Here is a 22,335-nt window from a genome sequence, read left to right on the forward strand (position 1 = left end):
AAGGCGGGCGGTGAAGCTGGGGGGACCTCACCGCCCTAGGCCTTCCGACGGAGGGGGGCGTAATTCCACCGGAAGGTAGACTGGGGAAGCGAATGTTACGCTGCTCCCCCGAAGGGCGCCGGCGGCTGGGGCGACTGATGCCGGGCGACACCCTTCATTGCGTAGGCCTCCTGAGGGTTACCCCTTGGCGAGGGGAATCGCGACGAAGCGCGACTGGCCGCCGCTCTTCACACGCATCAGGACGCTGTTCTTGCTGTCGGACCGCGCCGTGTTGATGGCGTCGCGGACATCGCCGGCGGTGCTCACGCTCTTGCCACCGACTTCGAGAATCACGTCGCCTTCCTTGAAGCCGCGTTCGGCCGCGGCGCTCTTCGGATCGACTTCGGTGACCACGACGCCTTCCTTGCCGGCGCCGGCCACGGAATTGGCGGGCGCAACCGTCATGCCGAGCTTGGGCACGTCGGTGCCCTTGCTCGCACCCTTGCCGCTGTCATTGTCGGTGTCGGCCTTGGCCTCGACCGTGTTCGGCAGCTGGCCCAGGGTGAGGTTCACGACCTTGTCCTGGCCCTTGTGCAGCACGTTGAGCTTCACGGTCGCGCCGGGGGCCAAGCCGCCAATGGTGCGGGCGAGCTCGCGGGCATCCTTGACGGATTCGCCGTTGACCGAGGTGATCACGTCGCCGGACTCAATGCCGGCCTTAGCGGCCGGACCGTTCGCCTGCGGCTCCGCCACCAGCGCGCCTTCGGCCTTCTTCATGCCGAGGCTGTCGGCGATGTCGGACGTCACCGGCTGGATCTGCACACCGATCCAGCCGCGGCTGACCGAGCCCTTGTCCTTGAGCTGGGCAACGACCGTCTTCACGGTGGAGGCCGGGATCGAGAACGCGATGCCGACGCTGCCGCCGGAGGGCGAGTAGATCGCGGTGTTGACGCCCATCACTTCGCCATTGGTGTCGAAGGCGGGACCGCCGGAATTGCCCTTGTTCACGGGCGCGTCGATCTGGATGAAATCGTCATAGGGACCGTTGCCGATGTCGCGGCCGCTGGCCGAGACGATGCCGGCGGTCACGGTGCCGCCGAGGCCGAACGGATTGCCGACCGCGAGCACCCAGTCGCCGATCCGCGGCTTGGCGTCGGCAAGCTTGGCGAACGGGAAGTTCGAGCCGCCCTCGACCTTGATCAGGGCAAGGTCGGTGCGCTGATCGGTGCCGATCACCTTGGCGGTATAGGTCTTGCCGTCGTCGGTGGTGACCTCGACCTTGTCGGCGCCGTCGACCACGTGGTTATTGGTCACGGCAAAGCCGTCGGCCGAGATGAAGAAGCCGGAGCCCTGGCCCTGCACGACGCGGCCACGGCCGCCGCCCTTCAGACCGGGGATGCCGTCCGGACCGCCGAAGCGGCGGAAGAAGCGCTCCATCGGCGAGCCCGGCTGGAACGGCGAGGAGGAATCATCGCCGTCATCGTTGCTCGCGGTCTTCTCCTTGATGTTGACCTTCACCGAGATCACCGACGGCTTCACGCGCTCGACGATGTCGGCGAAACCGACCGGGCGCTCGACCTTCCGGACCTCGTTGTTGACCTGCGCATGCGCCGGGCTGGAGAACAGGTCGGCCGGCGACACCGACGGGCTGAAGCCGTAGACGGCGGCGCCGAGGCCGGCGACGACCGAGGCCATCAGCGCGATCTTGTGCGCGGAAAAGACCGACCGGCGCGGCTGCCGGTAGGACGGGAGGTTCGAGAGGTCGGGACGTTCGGTCATGCAGAGATCTCCAGGGCCTTGAAATCGATTTGGTGCCGGATGCCAGCACCTTGCGGACCTGAAGATGGGGACTCCCGCCTTACCGCGCGCTGGCGGCTGGGTTAAACTTTCGTAATGAAGGGGCGATGCCGATGCGGCAGTTTAGCGCAGACCGAAAGTTGTGGTCTTACAGGAACTTATTCGAGTTCCGGTGACCGGCCCCGGGGCGAGGTTTTTGGCGACCTTAGCTCGCCCTGACGCTGACGATGAACTCGTCGACTTCACGCTTCAGGGTCTCGGCCTGCTGCGACAGATCGACGGCGGAATCCCGGGCCTCGGCCGCCATGCGACCGGTCTCGGCGGAGGTGGAGGTGATCTGGACGATGTGATTGGACACCTCGCGCGTGCCGCGCGCGGCGTCCTGGACGCTGCGCGAGATATCCTGGGTGGCGTTGCGCTGCTGGGCGGTGTCGACCTCGATGCCGGACATGATCGATGAGATCTCCGACAGCGTCTTCGAGATGCCGTCGATCGCCCCGCGCGTCTCTGCGGTGATGCCCTGGATGCTGGCGACATGGGAGGTGATCTCCTCGGTCGCCTTGCTGGTCTGGTGCGCGAGGCTCTTCACCTCGGAAGCGACGACGGCAAACCCCTTGCCGGCGTCCCCTGCACGCGCCGCCTCGATGGTGGCGTTGAGCGCCAGCAGGTTGGTCTGCGATGCGATCGCCTGCACGAGCTGCACGACCTCGCCGATCTTGTCGGCGGCATCCGACAGCGTGTGAATGGTGTCGCGGCTCTTCTCGGCTTGCGCCGCCGCGCCCTCGGCGCGCTGGGTCGCATCGGTGACGCGGCGGCTGATCGTGCCGATCGAATTCGTCATCTCCTCGGCGGAGCCCGCGACCGTCTGGACGCTGGCGCTGGCCTGGCTCGCTCCGCTCGCCACCGCACTCGCCTTGGTGCTGGTGTCGTTGGCCGTCCGCGACAGCGTCTCGGCATTGCTCTTCAGATGCACGGCCGACGAGGCCACGCTGTCGACGACGCTGGCGACGAGATCGTTGAAGCGCTTGATCCGGTCGTCGAGGAATGTCGACCGCTCGGCCTGGTGCTGCGCTTCATGCAATTGCCGCTCCGTGAGGCGGCGCCGTTCGAGCCCATTGGTCTTGAAGACCTCCAGCGCGCCGGCGAGCAGGCCGATCTCGTTGGTGCCGCCGAGCCCGGGCACGGGCGTTTCGAACTTCTGGTCGGCGACCTCGCGCATGGCATGCACGATCGCCGCCAAGGGACTGAGGATGCCGTTGCGCACGGCAAACCAGGTCGTGAGGCAGATCGCGCAGGCGACGACCGCGATCACGCCGCAGGCGATCAGGAAATAGGAGAATGCGGCCTGCGCCTGCTGGTAGATCTGCATCGCGTGATCGCGCGCGGGTCCGCTCAGCGCAGCAAAGTCCGACGACAGGCTGGTGATCTCGTTGTTGAGATAGAGCACCGCGACGAATCCGGTGCCGCCGCCGACTCCCAGCAGGAACAATAATGCAGCGACGACGGCGCCGACCAGGAAGCGGATCGTCAGATTGCTGTTCGTGAACATCGCTGAGGACTCAAACGTCTGGAATCGAATTTCGCGACAAGCTTCCAGACAAAGGTCAACAGAGCATGAAACACGCAACGCCAGACGGCCTACGTATCATTACGTAAGCCGGGACGACTTGAAAGCAGCTAGGACGATTTGGCCTCGTCCGACATCAATGCCGCGAGCCTCGCCTCTTCATCCGGCGTGAGCGGCGGCGCAGGTAGGTCTGCACCGCTCCGCGCGCGGCGCCGGATTTGCAGCCACAGCGCAAGGCCGCCACCCGTCAGCAGCAACGGCCCGAGCAACCACAGCAGCATGGTCTGCCGCTCGAAGCGCGGCTTGAGCAGCACGAACTCGCCATATCGCGCGACCAGGAAGTCGAGCACCTGCGAGTTGCTGTCGCCGGCCGCGATGCGCTCGCGCACCAGGAGCCGCAGGTCGCGCGCCAGCGGCGCATCGGAATCGTCGATCGACTGGTTCTGGCAGACCATGCAGCGCAGCTCGCGCGACAGGTCGCGCGCGCGCGCCTCTTTCGCCGGATCCGACATGATCTCGTCGGGCTGCACGGCATGCACCGCAGGCGAAGCCAGCAGCGCAAGCGCGACGAACGCGGCCATCATCCAGCGCATCGGATCACTCCGCCGGCTGCAGGCGCTGCTTGGCCCGCGCCGGTTTTGGCGCGCCGACCCGCAAGCGGCGGTCGGACAGCGACAGCACGCCGCCGAAGGCCATCAGCACCGGACCCCACCAGATCAGCAGCACCAGCGGCTTGTGATAGATGCGCACGGCAATCGCGCCCTCGGCGTTGGCATCGCCCAGCGAGATGTAGAGCTGGCTCGCACCACGGGTCAGCAGCGCTGCCTCCGTGGTGGAGGAGCCGCGGGTGGTGAAGCTGCGCTTGGACGGCGTCATGACGCTCAGCGCCTCACCGTCGCGGCTGACGTTGAACTCGGCGATCATCTCGCGGTAGTTCGGGCCCTGACGCTGAAACAATCCGTCGAGCTTCACGTCATAGCCGGCGACATGGGCGACGTCGCTCTGCTTCATCGTCGCGATGTATTCGCTGTTCCAGGTGGTCTCGCAGACGATCCCGATCAGCGCGACGCCGAGGCCGGCATGCGCCAAAGCCGCGCCCCAGGCCGAACGTGGCAGGCCGCGCGCCCGCTGCAGCGCCGTTGCGAGCGGCAGACGAACCAGGCCCGTCCGCTCGACCAGATCGGTGACGGCGCCGGCGATGACGAAGACGCCAAGCCCGATCGCGAGCGGCGCCAGCGCGCTGCCACCACGCGTCCAGGCCCAGACGATCGCAACGACGACGAGCCCGGCAACGCCAGCCGCGAGCAGGCGCTGGGTGACGCCGAGCAGATCGCCGCGCTTCCACGCCAGCATCGGCCCGAACGGCACGGCGAGCAGCAGCAGCGTAAACAACGGTGCGAAGGTGAGGTTGTAGAACGGCGCGCCGACCGACATCTTGAAGTCGGCGAGCATCTCCATCGCCAGCGGATAGAGCGTGCCGAACAGCACGACCGCGCAGGCGACGGTCAGCAGCAGATTGTTCAGCACCAGCGCGCCCTCGCGCGAGATCGGCGCGAACAGGCCGCCCTGCTTCAACGACGTCGCGCGGCCCGCGAACAACGACAGGCTGCCGCCGATGAACAGGCAGAGGATCAGCAGGATGAACACGCCGCGGGTCGGATCGGTGGCAAAGGCATGCACGGAGGTGATGACGCCGGACCGCACCAGGAAGGTGCCGAGCAGCGACAGCGAGAAGGTCAGGATCGACAACAGGATGGTCCAGACCTTCAGCGCGTTGCGCTTCTCCATCACCAGCGCCGAATGCAGCAGCGCGGTGCCGGCAAGCCACGGCATCAGCGAGGCGTTCTCGACCGGATCCCAGAACCACCAGCCGCCCCAGCCGAGTTCGTAATAGGCCCAGTAGGAGCCCATCGCGATACCGAGCGTCAGGAAGATCCAGGCAACCAGCGTCCACGGCCGCACCCAGCGCGCCCAGGCGGCGTCGATCCGTCCCTCCATCAGCGCCGCGATGGCAAAGGAGAACGAGATCGAGAAGCCGACATAGCCGAGATAGAGCATCGGCGGATGCACGGCGAGACCGATGTCCTGCAGCACCGGATTGAGATCGCGTCCCTCGATCGGCGGGCTGGCGATACGCAGGAACGGGTTCGAGGTCACCAGGATGAAGAGATAGAAGGCGCTGGCGATCCAGGCCTGCACGGCGAGCACATGCGCTCGCAGCGACAGCGGCAAATTGTTGCCGAACGCAGCGACCAATCCGCCGAACAGCGCCAGAATCGACACCCACAGCAGCATCGAGCCTTCATGGTTTCCCCACACGCCGGTGATCTTGTAGAGCAGCGGCTTCATGGAGTGGGAATTCTCGTAGACGTTGGCGACGGAGAAATCCGAATTCACATGCAGCATCACCAGCGCCACGAACGAGGCGCCGACGAACAGCAGCTGCGCCAGCGCGGTGGAGCGCGCCACGTTCATCAGCGCATCGTCGCGCAGCCGCGCGCCGATCAGCGGCACGATGGATTGGATCAGCGCCAGCCCGAGCGCCAGCACCAGCGCATAATGCCCGGATTCCGCGATCAACGCACTGCTCCTTGCGGGTTGCCCTGCGCTGTCGTGGCTGCAGGCTTGACGCCATCAGAAGCCTTGCCGCCGTAATCGTCCTTCCAGTGCCCCTGCTTCTTCAGGGCATCTGCGACGTCCTTGGGCATGTAGGTCTCGTCGTGCTTGGCGAGCACGGTATCGGCTCTGAACACGCCGTTGGCATCGAGCGCGCCTTCGGCGACAACGCCCTGCCCTTCGCGGAACAGGTCGGGCAGTATGCCCTTATAGGCGACCGGCAGCTTGGCGTTGCCGTCGGCGACCTCGAAGCTCACTGCGAGATTGTCGCCACGTTGGAGCGAGCCCGGCTGCACCAGGCCGCCGAGACGAAACCTCTTGCCGGCCTGAACGTGCTTCTCGGCGACCATGGTCGGGGTCGAGAAGAACACGATGGAGTCGCGAAGTGCGTTGAGCACCAGCGCGGCGGCGAGCGCGAGCACGGCGAGCGAGCCGCCGATGATGGTCATGCGTCGCTGCTTGCGGGTCATGGCGTATCCGTTCTCCGCTCGTCTCGTCCTGACATCGTCATCCGTCGAGCCCGAGAGTTTTGAGGCCTTCGTTGAGCTGGCGGAGCCGTTCGCCATCCTTGGCGACCGCTTGACGGGCATCGCTCGATGCGCCGACCGCCTTGTCGCGATCGCCCATCACGAGATAGGCGCGCACCAGGCGCAACCAACCCTCGACATCGTCGCCGTTCTGCTTCAAGCGCGTCGCCAGACGTTCGACCATGCCGCGGACCATGGCGCCGCGATCGCCCTCGCTCATGTCCTTGGAGGCTGCAATGGTCTCGTCCGACAGTGCCGGCATCGTGCCGCCGCCGACCCGCGCCAGCGAGGACTGCACCAGGGGCCGCCACGGCGCATCCGCCGGGGCCTTGGCCAGCAGCGCGCGCCAGATGGTGGCGGCCTCGTCCTTGCGGCCGTCCTGCTCGGCGGCGAGACCGAGGAAGTAGTTCGCCTTGGGATCGTCCGCGTCCAGGGCATGCGCGCGCTCGAACTCGGTCTTGGCCTCGGCGGTCACCACGCCGCCCGCAGCGGCCGAGATTGCTTCGCCGAGATCGGATCTGCGCTCCGGGCTCTCACCATTGTAGGTGAGCGAGTTGCGATAGGCCCGCACGGCATCGTCGAAGCGGCCGAGCCGCTGCAGCACCGGCGCGAGCACGTTCCAGCCGCGTCCGTCGGCCGGATTCTTTTCCAGATGTTGCTCGACCTGCACGACGAGGTTCTCCAGCGATCGCGCCATGCCGGAACCGGACCCGCGCTCCCGCTGCGCCAGCGGAAAGTCCTGAAGCCGGGGTGAGCCGAGCGGCATGTAGACGCCGATCGCAACAAGCGGCAGACCGACAAGCGCCAATACGGCTGCCGTGCGGCGCCATTTGAGGCTCGATGTCGGCTCTGACACGGTCTCGCTGCCGGCGGCAGCGAGCAGCCTGCGGCTGATCTCGACACGCGCAGCCTCGGCTTCAGGCGCAGCGATCAGTCCCGAGGCAAGGTCACGCTCGATCTCGGTCAACTGGTCCTTGTAGACGACGACCTCGCTGCCCTGATTTTGCGCGCGCGCGCTGCGGCCGAGCGGCCAGAGCACGGCGAAAATCGCCGCGACCGTCATCAGCGCGAACACGAACCATAACGTCATCTGGCAAGCTTCCGGCAGCGCTATCCGCGCCCATAGGTCGCTTTACACCACGGCCGGACGATGCGGCAATTGACAATTATCAATCTGGCGCGACCGGCCACAGCCCCGAAACGGCGAAAATCCAACGGCTTAGCCGATCTCGAAGTCCGCGCTCCGAGCGGCGTCCTCGCCGTGACCGTTGAAGGCCTTCAGGAAGTATGTTCCCGGCTCGATGGCGTCAGGCAATCTGATGCGCAATGCTCCGACCGGAACCGGAGACGCAACCCTCGTGACCGTTTCAGACAGTTGCCGACCGCTTACCTTCTCGACCAGCACCACCTTCGCGCCGACCATCAGTCTTTGATATTTGGCAACAATGACGCGGTTCTCGATTTCGATGGAGCTGATAACGGGTTTCATGCGCCCACAAATAGAAATTCCCCGGACTTGCACCGGGACCGTAGGGCTCGTCACCGGTAGCGTCAACTACAAATTGTGGTTGCAAAATATGCGCTTGGATCAGCTTGCGCGCGACGATTTGCGCTCGCCCGTGAGTGCGTTCTCCGCGGCGCGGCTCATCAGCGACGCGTAGTCATCGCCGAACAGCACCTGGCAGAAGCGAATCGCGGCCTGCACCTGCTGCTGCCGATAGGCGCGGACCTTGTGATCGGCGGCGCGCAGCGCCTGCACCAGTTGCTCGGTCGAGCGCTCGACATATTGCTGCAGGTCGGAATAGGTGCGCAGTGTCACCTCGTTGATCGCGAGCTCGCTGGCGTAGTTGCGGCAGGTCGCGACGAAATCGATCAGCGCCGCGGTTTCCTCCACCTCGGTGCTGTCGATCCGCGCGCCCGGCGGAATGTCCTTCTCGGGGCGCTGGCGCAGGATGCGGCGAACGCGGCCGGGAACGCTGTCGATCTCGGATTGCAGGGCATTGGAGATATCGGCCCGGATCGAGGTCAGCTGCTTGCCCCACGCGGAATCGTTGCGCAGGTCGAGTTCGGTGCGCAGGCCGCGCACGCCGTCATGCAGCGCCTTGAGATTGTCGGCGACGTTGTCGAAATGGCCGCGCTTGATGTCCATGCGCAGGATCGCGGCCACGCAGGACAGATCGTGCAGCGCGATCGTGACGGCGACGCCATAGGGCGTTGCCGCCACGCGGATCTCGTCGTCCGATGCGGCAATCTTGATGGCGAGGCGGATGATCTGCCACGGCGCGGTCATGCGCTGCACGACGATCGACAGCGCGAAGGGCAGCATCTGCGGCGTCTGGAGGACGGGGATGTTGAGCGCTGACGACACCGAGGCGATCTGGGAGTCGCCGAAGGCGCGCAGGAAGCGCGGCAGCTTCTCGTTCAGGGTGGCGATGGCGTCCCGGACCTGGAGCACCGCCCCGACCGAATAGAGGTCCTCGATCACGTTGGGCGGGCCGACGCGGGCCAGCGCACGCGACTTGTCGCCGCCGCCCGGTCCGGTCAGCTGGACGATGGCGTCCGCCGCCACCGTCTGGAGCTTCTGGGCGAGCGCTTCGACCTGCCCCGCGCTGTCGGCAGCCGGCATGCGCGCCAGCGTCGCCTCGAATTCGTTCACCTTGTCCGGCGCGCCGTCACGGCCGAGCCATTGCCAGATCGGATGCAGCGAGGAGCGGCGGATCTGTCCGACCCGGATCGGGGCGCCCGCCTCGACGAGGAACGGTTCCAGCACCTGGAACAGGAGCCGCGACAGGTCGTCCGTGCGCGGTGGCGGGGTTTCGTCGGCTTCCGTCTTGCGGACAATCTTGCGCAGCTGCTCGAGCACGAGGGTCGCCACAGCCGTGTCCTGGCCACGCTCGAGCGCGCGCTCGAACTCCCGCATCAGCAGCGCCTGCGACTGCGGCGGGAGCTGCGCGAGATATTCCCTCAGCCGCTCGATCGATGTCTGGCTCATGCGCCCGGGATAATGCACGGTAAAGTGGCGGACATGGGATGCGTCCGGGGCGCGATCATAGGAGGCTGCGCCTTAAGAAGCCGTTGAGGACGTTGGCCCGAATCCTCCCGTTTGCTTGCGGATCGGTGGTTCCGGAGCCAGAAAATCCCGTTGCAACAAAGGATTATATTCCGGGGAGGACCAACTCGGCCCGCAAGCCGCCAATCGGCGCGCCGCCGAGGGAGAGGTTGCCGCCATAGAGCGCGGCAAGGTCGACCACAATGGAAAGCCCGAGCCCCGAGCCGGGCTTGGACTCGTCGAGCCGCTGGCCACGCCGGGAGACCTGGGTGCGCTCCGCCTCCGACAGGCCACGGCCATCGTCATCGACGATGATCCGCAGGCGCGGGCCCGCGCCTGCCTGGTGCGGCGCTTCCACCAGCACCTCGATGAAGACCCGGGAGGCGGCCCATTTGCAGGCATTGTCGACGAGATTGCCGACCATCTCCTCCAGATCCTGCCGCTCGCCCCGGAATTTCGCCGACGGATCGGCCTTGGCCTCGACGATGATGCTGCGGTCACGGTGGATCTTCTCCATCGTCCGCCGCAGCGCCTCGATGGCGGGCGCCACCTCGGTCACGGTCGCGACGACCGAGACGCGCGCGGCGATGCGCGCCCGCTCCAGGTGATGGGCAACCTGGTCGCGCATCACGTCCGCCTGCTCCATCACCTTGACCGCGAAGGGATCGGCGGCGTGTACGCCGGCCTCGTTGACGATGACCGAAAGCGGCGTCTTGATCGCATGGGCGAGATTGCCGACATGGGTGCGCGCGCGCTCGACGATCTCGCGATTGGCGTCGATCAGCGCGTTGGTCTCGCGCGCGAGCGGCGCGATCTCGACCGGGAATTCGCCTTCGAGCCGTTCCGCCCGCCCGGAGCGGATGTCGGCGATCGATTCCGAGATGCGCTTGAGCGGCGCGAGGCCGAAGCGGACCTGGAATACCGTGGTCAGGAGCAGCACGACGCCGAGCGCGGTGAAGGTGCCGCCGAGATAATAGTCGAAGCTGCGCGTCTCGTCGAAAATCTCGGTGTCGTCGCCGGCGACGCTGACCAGATATTTGCCGTCGGCGCCGAGATCGACCGGTCGTTCCACCATCCGCAGGTTCTGCCCCTCGGGACCGTCGACATAGCCGAGCCGGATGCCGGCGGCGGTGAGGTCTGCGCCCTGCTCCTCCAGCTTCGGCAGCTTCTTATCCCAGAGCGAGCGCGAGGAGCGCACCTCCGGCTTTTCGGTGTCGGTGCGCGTGATCTGCCAATACCAGCCGGACAGCGGCAGTTCGAACAGGGGCTCGCCGAGCGACTGGAACTGGCGGTCCGGCGGCTCGTCCGGGGTCGCGACCTCCGCGATCAGCGTGCGGAGGTAGAGATTGAGCCGGCGGTCGAAGGCACGCTCGGTCGCGTTCTTGTAGACCGACGACAGCACCACGCCGGTGATGGCCAGGATCACCACGAGCCATGCCGTCGCCGACAGGAACAGGCGGGTCGCAAGCGAGCTAGCGGCCATCGGAACGATCCCGGGAGGCGCAGGATGGAAGGGTGTCGAACGTCATGACCGGACCAAGGCCCCCTGTTCGGCCTCCCGTCAAGTCCGAGAAGGCCTCAAGCGCCCGGAGCGGGCGGCGGGGTCAGGAGATAGCCGAGGCCGCGGACGGTCTGGATGATGTCGACGTCGAGCTTCTTGCGGATGCGGCCGACGAAGACCTCGATGGTGTTGGAGTCGCGGTCGAAGTCCTGGTCGTAGAGATGCTCGACCAGCTCGGTGCGGGACACGACGCGCCCGGAATGATGCATCAGGTAGGCCAGAAGCCGATATTCGTGCGAGGTCATCTTGACGGGATTGCCGGAGACGCTGACCCGCCCGGTCCTGGTGTCGAGCGTGACCGGGCCGCAGCTGAGTTCGCTCTGGGCATGGCCGGTGGAGCGGCGCAGCAGCGCACGGATGCGCGCCAGCACCTCCTCCAGATGGAACGGCTTTGCGACGTAGTCGTCGGCGCCGGCATCGAAGCCCTGGACCTTGTCGCTCCAGCGGTCGCGCGCGGTCAGGATCAGCACCGGCATGGTGCGGCCGTTGCGGCGCCAGGCCTCCAGCACCGAGATGCCGTCCTTCTTCGGCAGGCCGATGTCGAGCACGACGGCATCGTACGGCTCGTTGTCGCCGAGATAGTGCCCCTCCTCCCCGTCGAAGGCGCGGTCGACGACATAGCCGGCGTCCGTCAGCGCCTTGGTAAGCTGGCGATTGAGATCGGGGTCGTCCTCAACAACGAGCAGGCGCACGCTTCTCTCCAAAGATAGGCCGCATGAATGACAGCCTCAGATGAACAATTCCGGCGTGAACTGAATATGAACGCGGGGAACTGCCTGCGTTACTTTTTGGTCATATACGCCCTGTCACGCGCCGACGCGACTGCGCCCGCCAGGCAGCCGGACGAGCCGGCGGCATGGCGGGCGCAATGTGCCGCGTTACGCGGCGAGTCGGAAGGCCCGGGACCTTCGGATCCGGCCGTCAGGTCCGGAAGAATACGAACCAGATGACGGCGAGAATCAGGATCGCGAGCCCGGTCGAGATGGCGAGCAGCGCGGCCACCGACGGCCCGGGCTCGCCCTGGCGCGCCTCGGTTGCAGTTTCGACGATCTGATGCTGGTCTCGCGTGGTTGCCATGATGCCCTCAATCTCCGCCCCTGCGTCTCGCCTCCGATGACCGCAACCTCCTCACGGCCCTGTGTCCTGAGCCAACGCCCGATCCGATGCGATGTTCCGGCTTTTGCCCTGGGCCCAGGCAGCAACCGCATGCGGGGCGGCCGGTTAACGCAGTTGCAAGATTCCGCGCCGAGCCGTGTATGATTCGGTGTTCCCCGATGGTATCCTCGTAAGTCGGTCCCCGTTGCGTTTGGAGTAGCCCATGGCCCCCCGCGCCAATTGGAAGGGTTTTTTGCGTTTGTCGCTCGTGACCTGCCCGGTCGCGCTGTATCCGGCCACTTCGGATACTGAGAAGGTTTCCTTCAACCAGATCAACCGCAAGACCGGCCACCGGATCAAGTACCTCAAGGTCGACGCCGAGACGGGTGACGAGGTGACCTCCGAGGACATCGTCAAGGGCTACAAGGTCGACACCGACACCTATATCGAGGTCACCAAGGACGAGCTCGACGAGATCGCGCTCGACTCCACGCACACGATCGAGATCGACGAGTTCGTGCCGAAGGCCGACATCGACAACCGCTATCTGATCCGCCCCTATTATCTCGTGCCGGACGGCAAGGTCGGCCACGACGCCTTTGCGGTGATCCGCGAGACCATCCGCAGCATGGACAAGGTCGCGATCGGCCGCGTGGTGCTGACCAACCGCGAGCACATCATCGCGCTGGAGCCGCTCGAGAGCGGCCTGATGGGCACGCTGCTGCGCTACCCCTACGAGGTCCGCAGCGAGAAGGAATATTTCGACGACATCCAGGACGTGAAGCTGACGAAGGACATGCTCGACCTTGCAAAGCACATCGTCGAGAAGAAGTCCGGCGCGTTCGAGCCCGAGCTGTTCGAGGACCATTACGAGGCCGCGCTGATCGATCTCATCAACAAGAAGCGCGCGGGCGCCCCGATCGCGGCCAAGGCGGCGCCGAAGACGGGCGGCAACGTCATCAACCTGATGGACGCGCTGAAGAAGAGCCTCGCGAGCGAGAAGGACGCAGCTCCGGCCGCGAAGGTCGCCAAGGAGACCGTCAGGGAGGCCGTCAAGGGCAAGAAGCCGAAGAAGCGCGCCGAAGGCCAGCGCGAGATGCTGCTGCCGATATCAGGCAAGGGCGGCAAGGAGGCTGCGGCGAAGCCGGCCCCCAAGGAAGCTGCGAAGAAGGCCGACAAGCCGGTGCGCGCGCCGGCGCGGGCGAAGAAGGCCGGCTAGCTGCACGCACCTTACGATCGCGCCGTGATGTCTCCCCTCGCCGGTCGGCTGGCCTGACATGCCCTGGTCGACGGCGTTCGACGATCCGATCCCGTTGCGCAACGGGCGCAAGCTGCGGACGCTGCAACAGGCGGCCGATCACATCATGCAGCTGCCCGAGGACGCGCAGCACGCGAGCCACTGGCAGACCGCGATCGAGACCCTGATCCATGCGGCCGAGACGGGCGGCGGCTGGATGATGTTCGCCCGCATCGCGATGTTGCGGGCGCTGAACGCGGACATCGGTCGCAAGTAGGCCCTCCCTGGCGCGGCGTCGCCTTGCAGCCTTTGCCCTGCTGAGACATAGCCTCAACAATCCGTTAAGCGGTGCCATCGCTTTCGGCGCCCGCCAGCGAGGCAGCAAGTAATCCTACGGTAGACAAAATTAACCGTCGATTCCCGTTGCGCGCCACAAGGTCGCGCCGTCGATCGAACCAGGGTTTGCACGCCGTGCAGCAGCAGGACGCCAGAAAGAACTACATCGGCCTCGTGAACGACACGTGCGAGGACAAGCGCCGCGCAGACAGCGCGGCGCGGTCACAGCCGCGCGTCATGCGCAATCTGGTCGGGCGCCTCGCAGCGGTGCTGAGACGCCCCGGCAAGGCCGCACCTGGGCGCGCGATCGAGTCCTGAAAGCGACGACGCCGTCAAATCCACCCGAATTGGGTGACGAAACCTTAAGTCAATAAATGCCAGCATATAAGGCCTGAGGTCGCGGTCCGCCCCCGCCTGCAATTTAACGCGCCCCCTGCAAAAGTTAGTGAATCAATTTACCATTCCGAAAACGGCGCCAGCCTAGGTTGGTCGGATGAACGGGAGTTGACGATGGCATTGCTCAGGTCCTTTCTTGCCGATGAAAGTGCAGCTACCGCTATCGAGTATTGCCTGATTGCCGCCGGCATCGCGCTCGCGATCGTCACGGTCGTGAACAACACGGGCAGCGCGCTTCTGAACAACAAGTTCAAGTCGATCGAAACGGCCACGAAGTAGGCGGCATATCCCGGCCCGAGGTAACCTTCCGACATCGGCGAGACCGCGACGGCGCGCAGGCCTGCCGGCGTGGCAGACCATGATCTGGGTCAACAGCACCAGGACCGCGATGGCTCAGCATGGAGGCCGAGCTTCCTCCCTGCCGGCCCGTCCATGCACCCAGACCTCCCGCACTCCCAACTGAAGATCCGTCGCGTTCGCCTCGATACCGGCCGCGAGAACGTCGTGGTCATCTCCAGGCAATCGAAGGCGCTGCGCGCGGAGATCTTTCGCGGCTTCAGCCGCGTCGAGCTCCGACTCAATGGCAAGGTGCTGCTGGCGACGCTGCTGATCACGGACGACGACACCTTGGCGGCCCAGGACGAGATCGGCCTCTCCGAGCCCGCATTCCGCCGTTTCGCCGAACCGGTCGGCACGCTGGTCTCGGTGACGCCCGCCACGCCACCGGAGAGCCTTGAAGCGGTGCGCGCGAAGATCCGCGGGCGAACCCTGAGCCAGGCGGAGATCGGCGCGATCATCAACGACCTCGCGCATTATCGCTACTCCGACATGGAGATCGCCGCCTTCCTGATCGGTTCGGCGAGCTTCATCACCAGCGACGAGCTCCTGGCCCTCACCGGGGCGATGGCCCAGGCCGGCACGCAGCTGGTGTGGCCGGACGCTGTCGTCGTCGACAAGCACTGCATCGGCGGCATTCCCGGCAATCGCACCTCGATGGTGGTGGTGCCGATCGTCGCCGCGCACGGCCTGCCGATCCCCAAGACCTCCTCGCGCGCCATCACCTCGCCCGCCGGCACCGCCGACACCATGGAGGTTCTGGCGCGGGTGAATGTCGGCGTCGAGGAGATGAAGGCGATCGTCTCGGCCTGCAGCGGCTGCCTGATCTGGGGCGGCCACGTGAACCTGTCGCCGGCCGACGACGTCCTGATCTCGGTCGAGCGCCCGCTGAGCCTCGATACCCGCGAGCAGATGGTCGCCTCCATCATGTCCAAGAAGATCGCGGCGGGCTCGACGCATCTGCTGATCGACATTCCGGTCGGGCCGACCGCGAAGGTCACCGGCGCCGTCGAGGCGATGCGGCTGCGAAAGCTGTTCGAATTCGTCGGCGACCGGTTCGGCCGCACGGTCGAAGTGATCACGACCGACGGCCGCCAGCCGATCGGCAACGGCATCGGGCCGGTGCTCGAGGCCAACGACGTGATGGCGGTGCTCGGCAACGATAAGGATGCGCCGCGCGACCTGCGCGAGAAGTCGCTGCGGCTCGCCGCCCATCTGCTGGAATACGATCCGAAGCTGCGCGGTGGCGCCGGCTATGCGCGGGCGCGCGAACTGCTCGATAGCGGCGCGGCGCTGAAGCAGATGCAGAAGATCATCGACGCCCAGGGCCCCTCGACATGCAGCACCGAACTGGGATCGCTCAGCTTCGACGTCAAGGCGGCGCATGACGGCACGGTGTCCGCGATCGACTGTCTGCGGCTGAACCGGCTCGCCCGCTCCGCCGGCGCGCCGCTCGACAAGGGCGCCGGCATCCGCCTGTTCAAGAAGATCGGCGACCGCGTCGAGCAGGGCGAGCCGCTCTACCGCGTCTACGCCTTCGACCGGCCCGAGCATGATCTCGTGGCCTCCGCCGCCGCTGCGGAGAACGGTTACGCCGTCAATGGTCAGGACGCCCTCCCGGGCAAGGCAGCGCCGTGAGCACGGTCGCGTTCCAGAGCCTGCCGTTCGGCACCGAAGCGGCGCAGCGTCTCGCAGCGCGGCTTGGGCTTGCCTGCGACGAGATCATCCTGCACCGCTTCCCGGATGGCGAGCTGCGCGTCACGGTCGCGCCGGCCGCCGACACCACCATCCTCTATGCCGCGCTCGACCAACCCAACGACAAGCTGATCGCCCTGCTGTTCGCCGCAGAGGCGCTGCGACGCGGCGGCGCCAAGCGGCTGGTGCTGGTCGCGCCCTATCTCTGCTACATGCGGCAGGACATTGCGTTTCATGCGGGTGAGGCCATCAGCCAGCGCACCATGGGTGGCCTCGTTGCGACGATCGTGGACCGCGTCATCACCGTGGATGCGCACCTGCATCGCACCCGCGACATCGCCGCCGTGTTTCCCGGCATCGAGGCGGAGAACCTGTCCGCGATGCCGGCGATCGCGAACGCGCTTGCGGTGGCCGGCATCGATCCGGCAACCGTCGTGATCGGCCCCGATGCCGAATCCGAGCCATGGGTGAGAGACCTCGCGGGGCGGTTGGGCTTGCAGCACACGGTCGCGCGAAAGCAACGGCGCGGCGATCGCTCCGTCGAGATCGACTTTGCCGATGCCGCCCTGCTCGCGGGTCGGCCGGCGCTGATGGTCGACGACATCGTCTCCTCCGGGACGACGCTGACGGTCGCGGCAAGGACGTTGAAGGCAGCGGGCGCAAGCGCCGTCGATTCCGTCGTGACGCATGCGCTGTTTCCACCCGCGATGCTCACCGCATTCGCCGATGCAGGCATCCGCTCCATTCGATCGAGCGACAGCGTGCCACATCCGACCAACGCGATCGCGCTCGACGAAATTCTAGCCGCCGCCCTCAAGCGCGAGCTCAACCCGACACTTCCGCCGGAGACGACGACATGAGCGTGACTGTTCGATTCTGCGGCGCCGCCCGCACCGTGACCGGCTCGAGCTACCTGTTCCAGACCGCAAAGGGGCGCTTCCTGATCGATTGCGGCCTGTTCCAGGGACAGAAGACGCTCAAGGCACTCAATTACGGCGCCTTTCCCTTCCGCCCCGCCGACATCCAGGCGGTGCTGCTGACGCACGCCCATATCGACCACAGCGGATTGCTGCCGAAGCTCGTGCGCGAGGGTTTTGACGGACCGATCCTGGCGACGCGCGGCACCATCGACCTCTGCTCCTGGATGCTGCCTGACGCCGGCAGCATCCAGGAGTCGGAGGTCGCGCAGCTCAACCGGCGCAACGCGGCGCGGCGATGGAAGGAGGTCACGCCGATCTACACGCAGGCCGACGCGACGGCATCGCTGCAATCGTTCCGCCCGGTCGACTACGAGCACTGGACCGACGTGATCCCCGGCGTTCGCGCGCGCTACTGGAATGCCGGCCATCTGCTCGGCTCCGCCTCGATCGAGCTGGAATTCGACCAAGACGGCCGGGAACGCCCGTTGCGCGTCCTGCTGTCGGGCGACGTCGGGCCGGAAGCAAAACTGCTCCAGCCCGATCCCGAGGCGCCGGTGGACCTCGACTACGTCATCTGCGAGTCCACCTATGGCGACCGCGTGCGGGCCGCCACCACGCCCGAGCAACGCCGGCAGCATCTCGCAAGCGAGATCCGCGATGCCGCCGCGGCCAAAGGCGCCCTGCTCATCCCCGCCTTCGCGGTCGAGCGGACCCAGGAGCTGATCGTCGACATCGTCCACCTGATGGAGCGCGGCGAAGTTCCGGCGGCGCCGATCTTCCTGGATTCCCCGCTCGCGATCCATGCGACCGAGGTCTTCCGCCAGCATGCCGCCAGCCTCGATCCCGGCGTCGACGTCGACCGCCTCCTCAACTCGCCGCACCTCAAATTCACCGAGACGGTTGCCGAGAGCAAGGCGATCATGCGCCTGAGCGGCTTTCACATCATCATCGCCGCCAGCGGAATGTGCGATGCGGGCCGCATCCGCCATCACCTCAAGCGCTGGCTGTGGAACGAGCGCGCGACCGTGCTCCTCTCCGGCTTCCAGGCGCACGGCACGCTCGGCCGCTTTCTCCAGGACGGCGCCAGCGCCGTGCGGATCCAGGGTGAGGAGATCAGGGTCGCATCACGCATCCGGATGATCGACGAATATTCCGGACATGCCGACGCCGCCGGCCTCGCCGGCTGGATCGCGGCGCGCCGCCCGATCGCCCGCGGCCTGTTCCTCACCCACGGCGAGCAGGATGCGATCGCCGGTCTTGCCGAGCAGCTGGGCGAACGCATCCTTCCGGCCGCGAAGATCTATCAGCCGGTGCTCGACGATATCTACGAGCTCGAGGCGCCCGAGCCGCGCGTGCTCGACGTCGACCATCGCCGCCGGCTGGCGCCCGAGGCCGTGACGCGCCTCGACTGGCACAACGAGATGTCGGAGCTGATGCTCGACATCAGCGACAAGGTCGCAGCCGCCGCCGACGACCGCGCCCGCGACGTCATCATCCGCAGGCTGCGGCGCGCATTGCAGGAGAATGGGCGGTAGTGCGGCAGTGGCGCACCCGACGGACGGCCCTGGTTGCCACGGCCGCATCGTCGCGCGCGCGGTGGTATTGAGCCTCCGTTAATGCAACAACACGAACATCACAGAATTTCCTTTTCATTAGCGCTGTGCATACGGCAACGGTGCCCTGCTGCTGCGTGACGTTTTGATCTTTACGATGTTCGCGCTATGCACGTTGTGTCGTGCAATTGCACCTTTGCAGAGCGCAGGCTCAAACTCCAGCGGCCCGATCACATGGCATCTTCCGACAGGCCGACCTTGACGATCCGGGCTCATCTTGGCTCGGATCGATCGGTGACGATCACCGTTCTTGCAATGCTGGCGGCCGTCTCGTTTCTTCCGGTGCTGCTGACCCCTATTCCCGCGATGGTCGATTATCCCAATCACCTCGCCCGCATGTATATTTTGAGCCAGAGCGGCACTCCCAACGCCAATCCGCATTACGAGGTGGCCTGGGCATTCTATCCCAACCTTGGAATGGACCTGCTGGTCCCGCAGATAGCGCGGCTGATGAGCGTCGAGAACGCCACACGGCTGTTTCTGCTCCTGAGCCAATTGTTGATCGTAGGGGGCGCGCTTCTGCTCGAATGGGCCCGCAAGGGACGTGTCCATCTCGCCGGCTTTGCGGCGCTCGCTTTCCTCTACTGTCTGCCGTTCAGCTGGGGCTTCGTGAATTTCGAGTTCGGACTGGGCCTCGCCCTCTGGGGCATTGCCGTCTATCTGATGCTGGCAGACGGCCCATGGCCACGGCGCTTCGTCGTCAACACGGTCTTCGTCGCTGCGCTGTATGCGGCGCATTTCTTCTCCCTCGGCATCTACGGCGCGACGCTGGGCCTTTACGAGCTCTGGCGCATCCGCCACCACGGAATATCGTACCGGGTCGCGGCCGCGCGGCTTGGCGCGCTGGCCATGCCGGCGCTGATCCTGCTCGGGATCATGCATATGACTGCAGGCTCGATCGGAAGCGAAGGTACGAGCTGGTTCCTCGGATTCAAGCCGATCTGGCCGCTGCGCATCATGAACGGCTACAATTTGACGCTATCGGCAATGACCGGGCTGGCGCTGATGATCTCGTTGCTCTTCGCCGCAAGACGCGGCGTGCTCAAGCTCGACCCGGCCGGAATCTGGCTCGCGATCGGCTTTGCGCTCTTGTACCTCGTCATTCCATCGAAGCTGTTCGGAACATCGTTTGTCGACCTCCGCGTGATTCCCGCCGCGGCTCTGATCCTGCCGGCCTTCTGCTCGCTGTCCCTGCCCAACCGTACCTGGAGAATGGCCGCGCTCGCTGCGATCAGCGGCATCATCCTGATCAATCTCGCCGTCGTCCTCGCGGTGTGGCTGCCTTACCGCACTAACTATGCGGCCATCATCAGGTCGTTCGAAAAGATCGATCGCGGCTCACGCGTCCTCGTTGGCAGCACGGGCGATCCCGGAGACCCGCCCTTCGCCGACCTCACGTCCTATCCAATGTTCTATGCGCCGACGCTGGCCGTGCACTATGCCAACGCCTTCGTGCCCAATTTATTCACGGAAGAGGGCAAGCAGCCGGTGCGGCCACGCGGGGCCGTGCGCCGTCTTGCCATTCCCTACGGAGGGCCGGTGCCGTCAAGCCTGCTGACGGCGATTGCGACAAGCCAGCCGCGGGCGGACGTTCCGCCGTTCGTCCGCTCCTGGTACCAGGATTTCGACTATCTCTATGTGCTTGGACCGCCCGGGCCCAACCCGCTGCCTGATCTGCTGGACGAGCTGGACACCTCGGAACGATTTGTTCTCTACAAGATCCGCCACAGGTCCTAGGCCGAAGCCACAGCTGCACAGCGTGGTTAATCGGGCATCAACATCCCCGCTCCCTCCCGGCCCCGGCCGCCCCCGGGCCGGCCGCATCGCCCGGGAGCCCTAGATCCTTAACAGTTGCGGCAAGGCCACCTTAACCACCGGCGAATTAGACTTGCGCCCCTGCAACCGAGTTGGACACCCTCGCATGGCGGCCAGTTTCAAATCGATCCGCTACAGCCTCGTCATCCCCGTGTTCAACGAGGAAGCCGTGCTGCCGATCCTACTGCGCCGGCTAGACCTGGTCTTGTCCCGGCTCGACGGGCCGGCAGAAGCGATCTTCGTCGACGACGGCAGCAGCGATTCCAGCTCGATCGTGCTGCGGGCGCTCGCCACGCGCGACCCGCGCTTTCGCTACATCGGCTTGTCGCGCAATTTCGGCCATCAGGTCGCCATCACCGCCGGCATGGACGCCGCGCAAGGTGAAGCGATCATCGTCATGGATGCCGATTTGCAGGATCCTCCCGAAGTGATCGAGCAATTGATCGCAAAATGGCAGGAAGGCAACGACATCGTCCACGCCCGCCGCCTGTCGCGCGACGGCGAAAGCCGATTCAAGCGCGCGACGGCGCATCTCTTCTACCGGCTTCTCGGCAGGATGTCCTCTGTCGGCATCCCCGCCGATGTCGGCGATTTCCGCCTGATCGACCGCAAGGTGCTCGACGCCCTGCGGCAGATGCCGGAGCAGGACCGCTACGTCCGCGGCATGATCGCCTGGCTCGGCTTCCGGCAGACCGAGGTCACCTTCCACCGCCTCGAGCGCGCAGCGGGCGAAACCAAATACCCGCTGTTCAAGATGGTGCGGCTCGCGATGAACGCCGCGCTCGGTTTTTCGGATCTGCCCTTGCGGCTGGCAGTCTGGTGCGGATTGACGGTCTCGGGACTCGCACTCCTCTACGGCGGCTGGGTGATCCTGTTGTGGCTCAGCAAGGACAGCCATCTCGTGACCGGCTGGTCCTCGACGATCGTCGTCGTGTCCCTGCTGTGCGGAATCAACATGCTGATGACGGGCATCGTGGGGCTTTATGTCGGCCGCATCCATGCCGAGGTGAAACGCCGTCCGCTCTACGTGGTGCAGACGCGCGCCGGCTTCGATCGCAGCGAGGCCGCGGCCGCGGCACCCGCGATCCACGCTGTTAACGAGTGATCGGCGCATGACCGAACTCTTCGACGATTATCACGACAACTACCGTGACGTGGTCCAGTCATCGATCGACTTTTCGGGCTTGCCGCATCATTTCTTCATGCGCGCCAAGGCCGATCTCCTGCGCGATCTGATCGCGCAGCGGCTGGACGCAGAGCGGCCCGAAATGCTGGACGTCGGCTGCGGCGTCGGCAGCCTTCATCCCCTGCTGCACGGCATGGTCGGCCGCTTGAGCGGTATCGACGTGTCTTCGGCCAGCCTGGTGCAGGCTCGCGCCGACAACCGCGGGGTCGACTACCGTGAATTCGACGGCCGCACCTTTCCTTTTGACGACGCCAGCTTCGATCTGGTCACGGCCGTCTGCGTGATGCACCATATCGTGCCGGCCGAATGGGCGCAGTTCATCGCCGAGATGCGGCGCGTGACGCGCCCCGGGGGGCTCGTCTGCGTGATCGAGCACAATCCGTACAACCCGCTGACACGCCTCGCCGTTGCGCGCTGTGAGTTCGACCGGGACGCCGTCCTGCTCAGCGCCGGCACGACCCGGAAGTTGATGGCTGCGGACGGATTACGCGAGGTCGGCTCGCGCCATTTCCTGTTGCTCCCCTGGGACACCAAACCGGCGCGGCGCCTGGAAGGTGCCTTGAACGGCGTGTCGCTCGGAGGCCAATACGCGGCCTTCGGGACCGCCTGA

At 65.9% G+C, this 22,335-nt stretch carries 21 protein-coding genes; 10 read left to right on the forward strand and 11 right to left on the reverse strand.

Going from position 1 to position 22,335, the window contains the following annotated elements; genetic code table 11:
- Positions 1-177: 177 nt before the first annotated feature.
- The 11 genes from A3M7_RS0129955 to A3M7_RS49930 form a co-directional block, all read right to left on the reverse strand.
- Entirely contained in the window at positions 178-1,758 is a 1,581-nt protein-coding gene (locus tag A3M7_RS0129955) for a Do family serine endopeptidase (RefSeq protein WP_027547236.1), read from the reverse strand.
- A gap of 223 nt (positions 1,759-1,981) precedes the next feature.
- Complete coding sequence (locus A3M7_RS0129960) at positions 1,982-3,325, reverse strand: methyl-accepting chemotaxis protein (protein ID WP_027547237.1); 1,344 nt, start codon at positions 3,323-3,325, stop codon at positions 1,982-1,984.
- Between the two features lie 128 nt (positions 3,326-3,453).
- Complete coding sequence (locus A3M7_RS0129965) at positions 3,454-3,936, reverse strand: cytochrome c-type biogenesis protein (protein ID WP_027547238.1); 483 nt, start codon at positions 3,934-3,936, stop codon at positions 3,454-3,456.
- 4 nt (positions 3,937-3,940) lie between these two features.
- Positions 3,941-5,923, reverse strand: coding sequence for a heme lyase CcmF/NrfE family subunit (locus A3M7_RS0129970; protein ID WP_027547239.1), 1,983 nt, complete (start codon positions 5,921-5,923; stop codon positions 3,941-3,943).
- Positions 5,920-6,429 carry a cytochrome c maturation protein CcmE gene (gene ccmE / locus A3M7_RS0129975; RefSeq protein ID WP_027547240.1) on the reverse strand — a complete coding sequence of 170 codons (510 nt, stop codon included), beginning with the start codon at positions 6,427-6,429 and terminating at the stop codon, positions 5,920-5,922. The genes A3M7_RS0129970 and ccmE overlap by 4 nt, the downstream gene beginning before the upstream one ends.
- A gap of 37 nt (positions 6,430-6,466) precedes the next feature.
- Entirely contained in the window at positions 6,467-7,576 is a 1,110-nt protein-coding gene (gene ccmI, locus A3M7_RS0129980) for a c-type cytochrome biogenesis protein CcmI (protein WP_027547241.1), read from the reverse strand.
- Between the two features lie 129 nt (positions 7,577-7,705).
- On the reverse strand, positions 7,706-7,975 hold the full coding sequence (locus tag A3M7_RS0129985) for a hypothetical protein (protein WP_027547242.1): 270 nt from the start codon (positions 7,973-7,975) through the stop codon (positions 7,706-7,708).
- A gap of 99 nt (positions 7,976-8,074) precedes the next feature.
- Positions 8,075-9,478, reverse strand: coding sequence for a hypothetical protein (locus A3M7_RS0129990; protein WP_027547243.1), 1,404 nt, complete (start codon positions 9,476-9,478; stop codon positions 8,075-8,077).
- A 163-nt stretch (positions 9,479-9,641) separates the two neighbouring features.
- Positions 9,642-11,018 carry a sensor histidine kinase gene (locus A3M7_RS0129995; RefSeq protein ID WP_027547244.1) on the reverse strand — a complete coding sequence of 459 codons (1,377 nt, stop codon included), beginning with the start codon at positions 11,016-11,018 and terminating at the stop codon, positions 9,642-9,644.
- A 95-nt stretch (positions 11,019-11,113) separates the two neighbouring features.
- A complete protein-coding gene (locus A3M7_RS0130000; protein WP_011085905.1) occupies positions 11,114-11,788 on the reverse strand; it encodes a response regulator transcription factor in 675 nt (224 codons plus the stop codon).
- Between the two features lie 229 nt (positions 11,789-12,017).
- Positions 12,018-12,173, reverse strand: a complete 156-nt coding sequence (locus A3M7_RS49930; RefSeq protein ID WP_165448146.1) for a hypothetical protein — start codon at positions 12,171-12,173, stop codon at positions 12,018-12,020.
- Positions 12,174-12,414: 241 nt separating this feature from the next.
- Between A3M7_RS49930 and A3M7_RS0130010 the strand changes: the two genes are divergently transcribed.
- The 10 genes from A3M7_RS0130010 to A3M7_RS0130055 all read left to right on the forward strand — a co-directional run bounded on the left by A3M7_RS0130010 (position 12,415) and on the right by A3M7_RS0130055 (position 22,335).
- Positions 12,415-13,410 (forward strand): Ku protein, encoded by a 996-nt coding sequence (locus A3M7_RS0130010; RefSeq protein WP_027547245.1) that lies wholly within the window; start codon positions 12,415-12,417, stop codon positions 13,408-13,410.
- Positions 13,411-13,468: 58 nt separating this feature from the next.
- Positions 13,469-13,705 carry a hypothetical protein gene (locus A3M7_RS0130015; protein WP_027547246.1) on the forward strand — a complete coding sequence of 79 codons (237 nt, stop codon included), beginning with the start codon at positions 13,469-13,471 and terminating at the stop codon, positions 13,703-13,705.
- A 194-nt stretch (positions 13,706-13,899) separates the two neighbouring features.
- Positions 13,900-14,082 (forward strand): hypothetical protein, encoded by a 183-nt coding sequence (locus A3M7_RS0130020; RefSeq protein ID WP_027547247.1) that lies wholly within the window; start codon positions 13,900-13,902, stop codon positions 14,080-14,082.
- Between the two features lie 192 nt (positions 14,083-14,274).
- Complete coding sequence (locus A3M7_RS0130025; RefSeq protein WP_027547248.1) at positions 14,275-14,439, forward strand: Flp family type IVb pilin; 165 nt, start codon at positions 14,275-14,277, stop codon at positions 14,437-14,439.
- Between the two features lie 153 nt (positions 14,440-14,592).
- Positions 14,593-16,134 carry a thymidine phosphorylase family protein gene (locus A3M7_RS0130030; RefSeq protein WP_027547249.1) on the forward strand — a complete coding sequence of 514 codons (1,542 nt, stop codon included), beginning with the start codon at positions 14,593-14,595 and terminating at the stop codon, positions 16,132-16,134.
- Positions 16,131-17,051: a ribose-phosphate pyrophosphokinase gene (locus A3M7_RS0130035; protein WP_027547250.1), complete on the forward strand. Its 921-nt coding sequence runs from the start codon at positions 16,131-16,133 to the stop codon at positions 17,049-17,051. The genes A3M7_RS0130030 and A3M7_RS0130035 overlap by 4 nt, the downstream gene beginning before the upstream one ends.
- Positions 17,048-18,646: an MBL fold metallo-hydrolase gene (locus A3M7_RS0130040; RefSeq protein ID WP_027547251.1), complete on the forward strand. Its 1,599-nt coding sequence runs from the start codon at positions 17,048-17,050 to the stop codon at positions 18,644-18,646. Before A3M7_RS0130035 ends, A3M7_RS0130040 begins: the two co-directional genes overlap by 4 nt.
- Before the next feature lie 252 nt (positions 18,647-18,898).
- Positions 18,899-20,461: a hypothetical protein gene (locus A3M7_RS0130045; RefSeq protein ID WP_049823757.1), complete on the forward strand. Its 1,563-nt coding sequence runs from the start codon at positions 18,899-18,901 to the stop codon at positions 20,459-20,461.
- A gap of 184 nt (positions 20,462-20,645) precedes the next feature.
- The gene (locus tag A3M7_RS0130050) at positions 20,646-21,644 is read left to right on the forward strand and encodes a glycosyltransferase family 2 protein (protein WP_027547253.1); all 999 of its coding nucleotides are present in this window, start codon (positions 20,646-20,648) and stop codon (positions 21,642-21,644) included.
- 7 nt (positions 21,645-21,651) lie between these two features.
- Positions 21,652-22,335: a class I SAM-dependent methyltransferase gene (locus A3M7_RS0130055; RefSeq protein ID WP_027547254.1), complete on the forward strand. Its 684-nt coding sequence runs from the start codon at positions 21,652-21,654 to the stop codon at positions 22,333-22,335.

The sequence above is a fragment of the Bradyrhizobium sp. WSM2254 genome (genome assembly GCF_000472645.1).
Lineage (GTDB): Bacteria > Pseudomonadota > Alphaproteobacteria > Rhizobiales > Xanthobacteraceae > Bradyrhizobium > Bradyrhizobium niftali.

Excerpts from the sequence above, each read along its gene's own strand:
- A3M7_RS0129955 (WP_027547236.1), bottom strand. The coding sequence starts at position 1,758 with ATGACCGAACGTCCCGACCTCTCGAACCTCCCGTCCTACCGGCAGCCG.
- A3M7_RS0129960 (WP_027547237.1), bottom strand. The coding sequence starts at position 3,325 with ATGTTCACGAACAGCAATCTGACGATCCGCTTCCTGGTCGGCGCCGTC.
- A3M7_RS0129965 (WP_027547238.1), bottom strand. The coding sequence starts at position 3,936 with ATGCGCTGGATGATGGCCGCGTTCGTCGCGCTTGCGCTGCTGGCTTCG.
- ccmE (WP_027547240.1), bottom strand. The coding sequence starts at position 6,429 with ATGACCCGCAAGCAGCGACGCATGACCATCATCGGCGGCTCGCTCGCC.
- ccmI (WP_027547241.1), bottom strand. The coding sequence starts at position 7,576 with ATGACGTTATGGTTCGTGTTCGCGCTGATGACGGTCGCGGCGATTTTC.
- A3M7_RS0129985 (WP_027547242.1), bottom strand. The coding sequence starts at position 7,975 with ATGAAACCCGTTATCAGCTCCATCGAAATCGAGAACCGCGTCATTGTT.
- A3M7_RS0129990 (WP_027547243.1), bottom strand. The coding sequence starts at position 9,478 with ATGAGCCAGACATCGATCGAGCGGCTGAGGGAATATCTCGCGCAGCTC.
- A3M7_RS0129995 (WP_027547244.1), bottom strand. The coding sequence starts at position 11,018 with ATGGCCGCTAGCTCGCTTGCGACCCGCCTGTTCCTGTCGGCGACGGCA.
- A3M7_RS49930 (WP_165448146.1), bottom strand. The coding sequence starts at position 12,173 with ATGGCAACCACGCGAGACCAGCATCAGATCGTCGAAACTGCAACCGAG.
- A3M7_RS0130010 (WP_027547245.1), top strand. The coding sequence starts at position 12,415 with ATGGCCCCCCGCGCCAATTGGAAGGGTTTTTTGCGTTTGTCGCTCGTG.
- A3M7_RS0130015 (WP_027547246.1), top strand. The coding sequence starts at position 13,469 with ATGCCCTGGTCGACGGCGTTCGACGATCCGATCCCGTTGCGCAACGGG.
- A3M7_RS0130025 (WP_027547248.1), top strand. The coding sequence starts at position 14,275 with ATGGCATTGCTCAGGTCCTTTCTTGCCGATGAAAGTGCAGCTACCGCT.
- A3M7_RS0130030 (WP_027547249.1), top strand. The coding sequence starts at position 14,593 with ATGCACCCAGACCTCCCGCACTCCCAACTGAAGATCCGTCGCGTTCGC.
- A3M7_RS0130040 (WP_027547251.1), top strand. The coding sequence starts at position 17,048 with ATGAGCGTGACTGTTCGATTCTGCGGCGCCGCCCGCACCGTGACCGGC.
- A3M7_RS0130045 (WP_049823757.1), top strand. The coding sequence starts at position 18,899 with ATGGCATCTTCCGACAGGCCGACCTTGACGATCCGGGCTCATCTTGGC.
- A3M7_RS0130050 (WP_027547253.1), top strand. The coding sequence starts at position 20,646 with ATGGCGGCCAGTTTCAAATCGATCCGCTACAGCCTCGTCATCCCCGTG.
- A3M7_RS0130055 (WP_027547254.1), top strand. The coding sequence starts at position 21,652 with ATGACCGAACTCTTCGACGATTATCACGACAACTACCGTGACGTGGTC.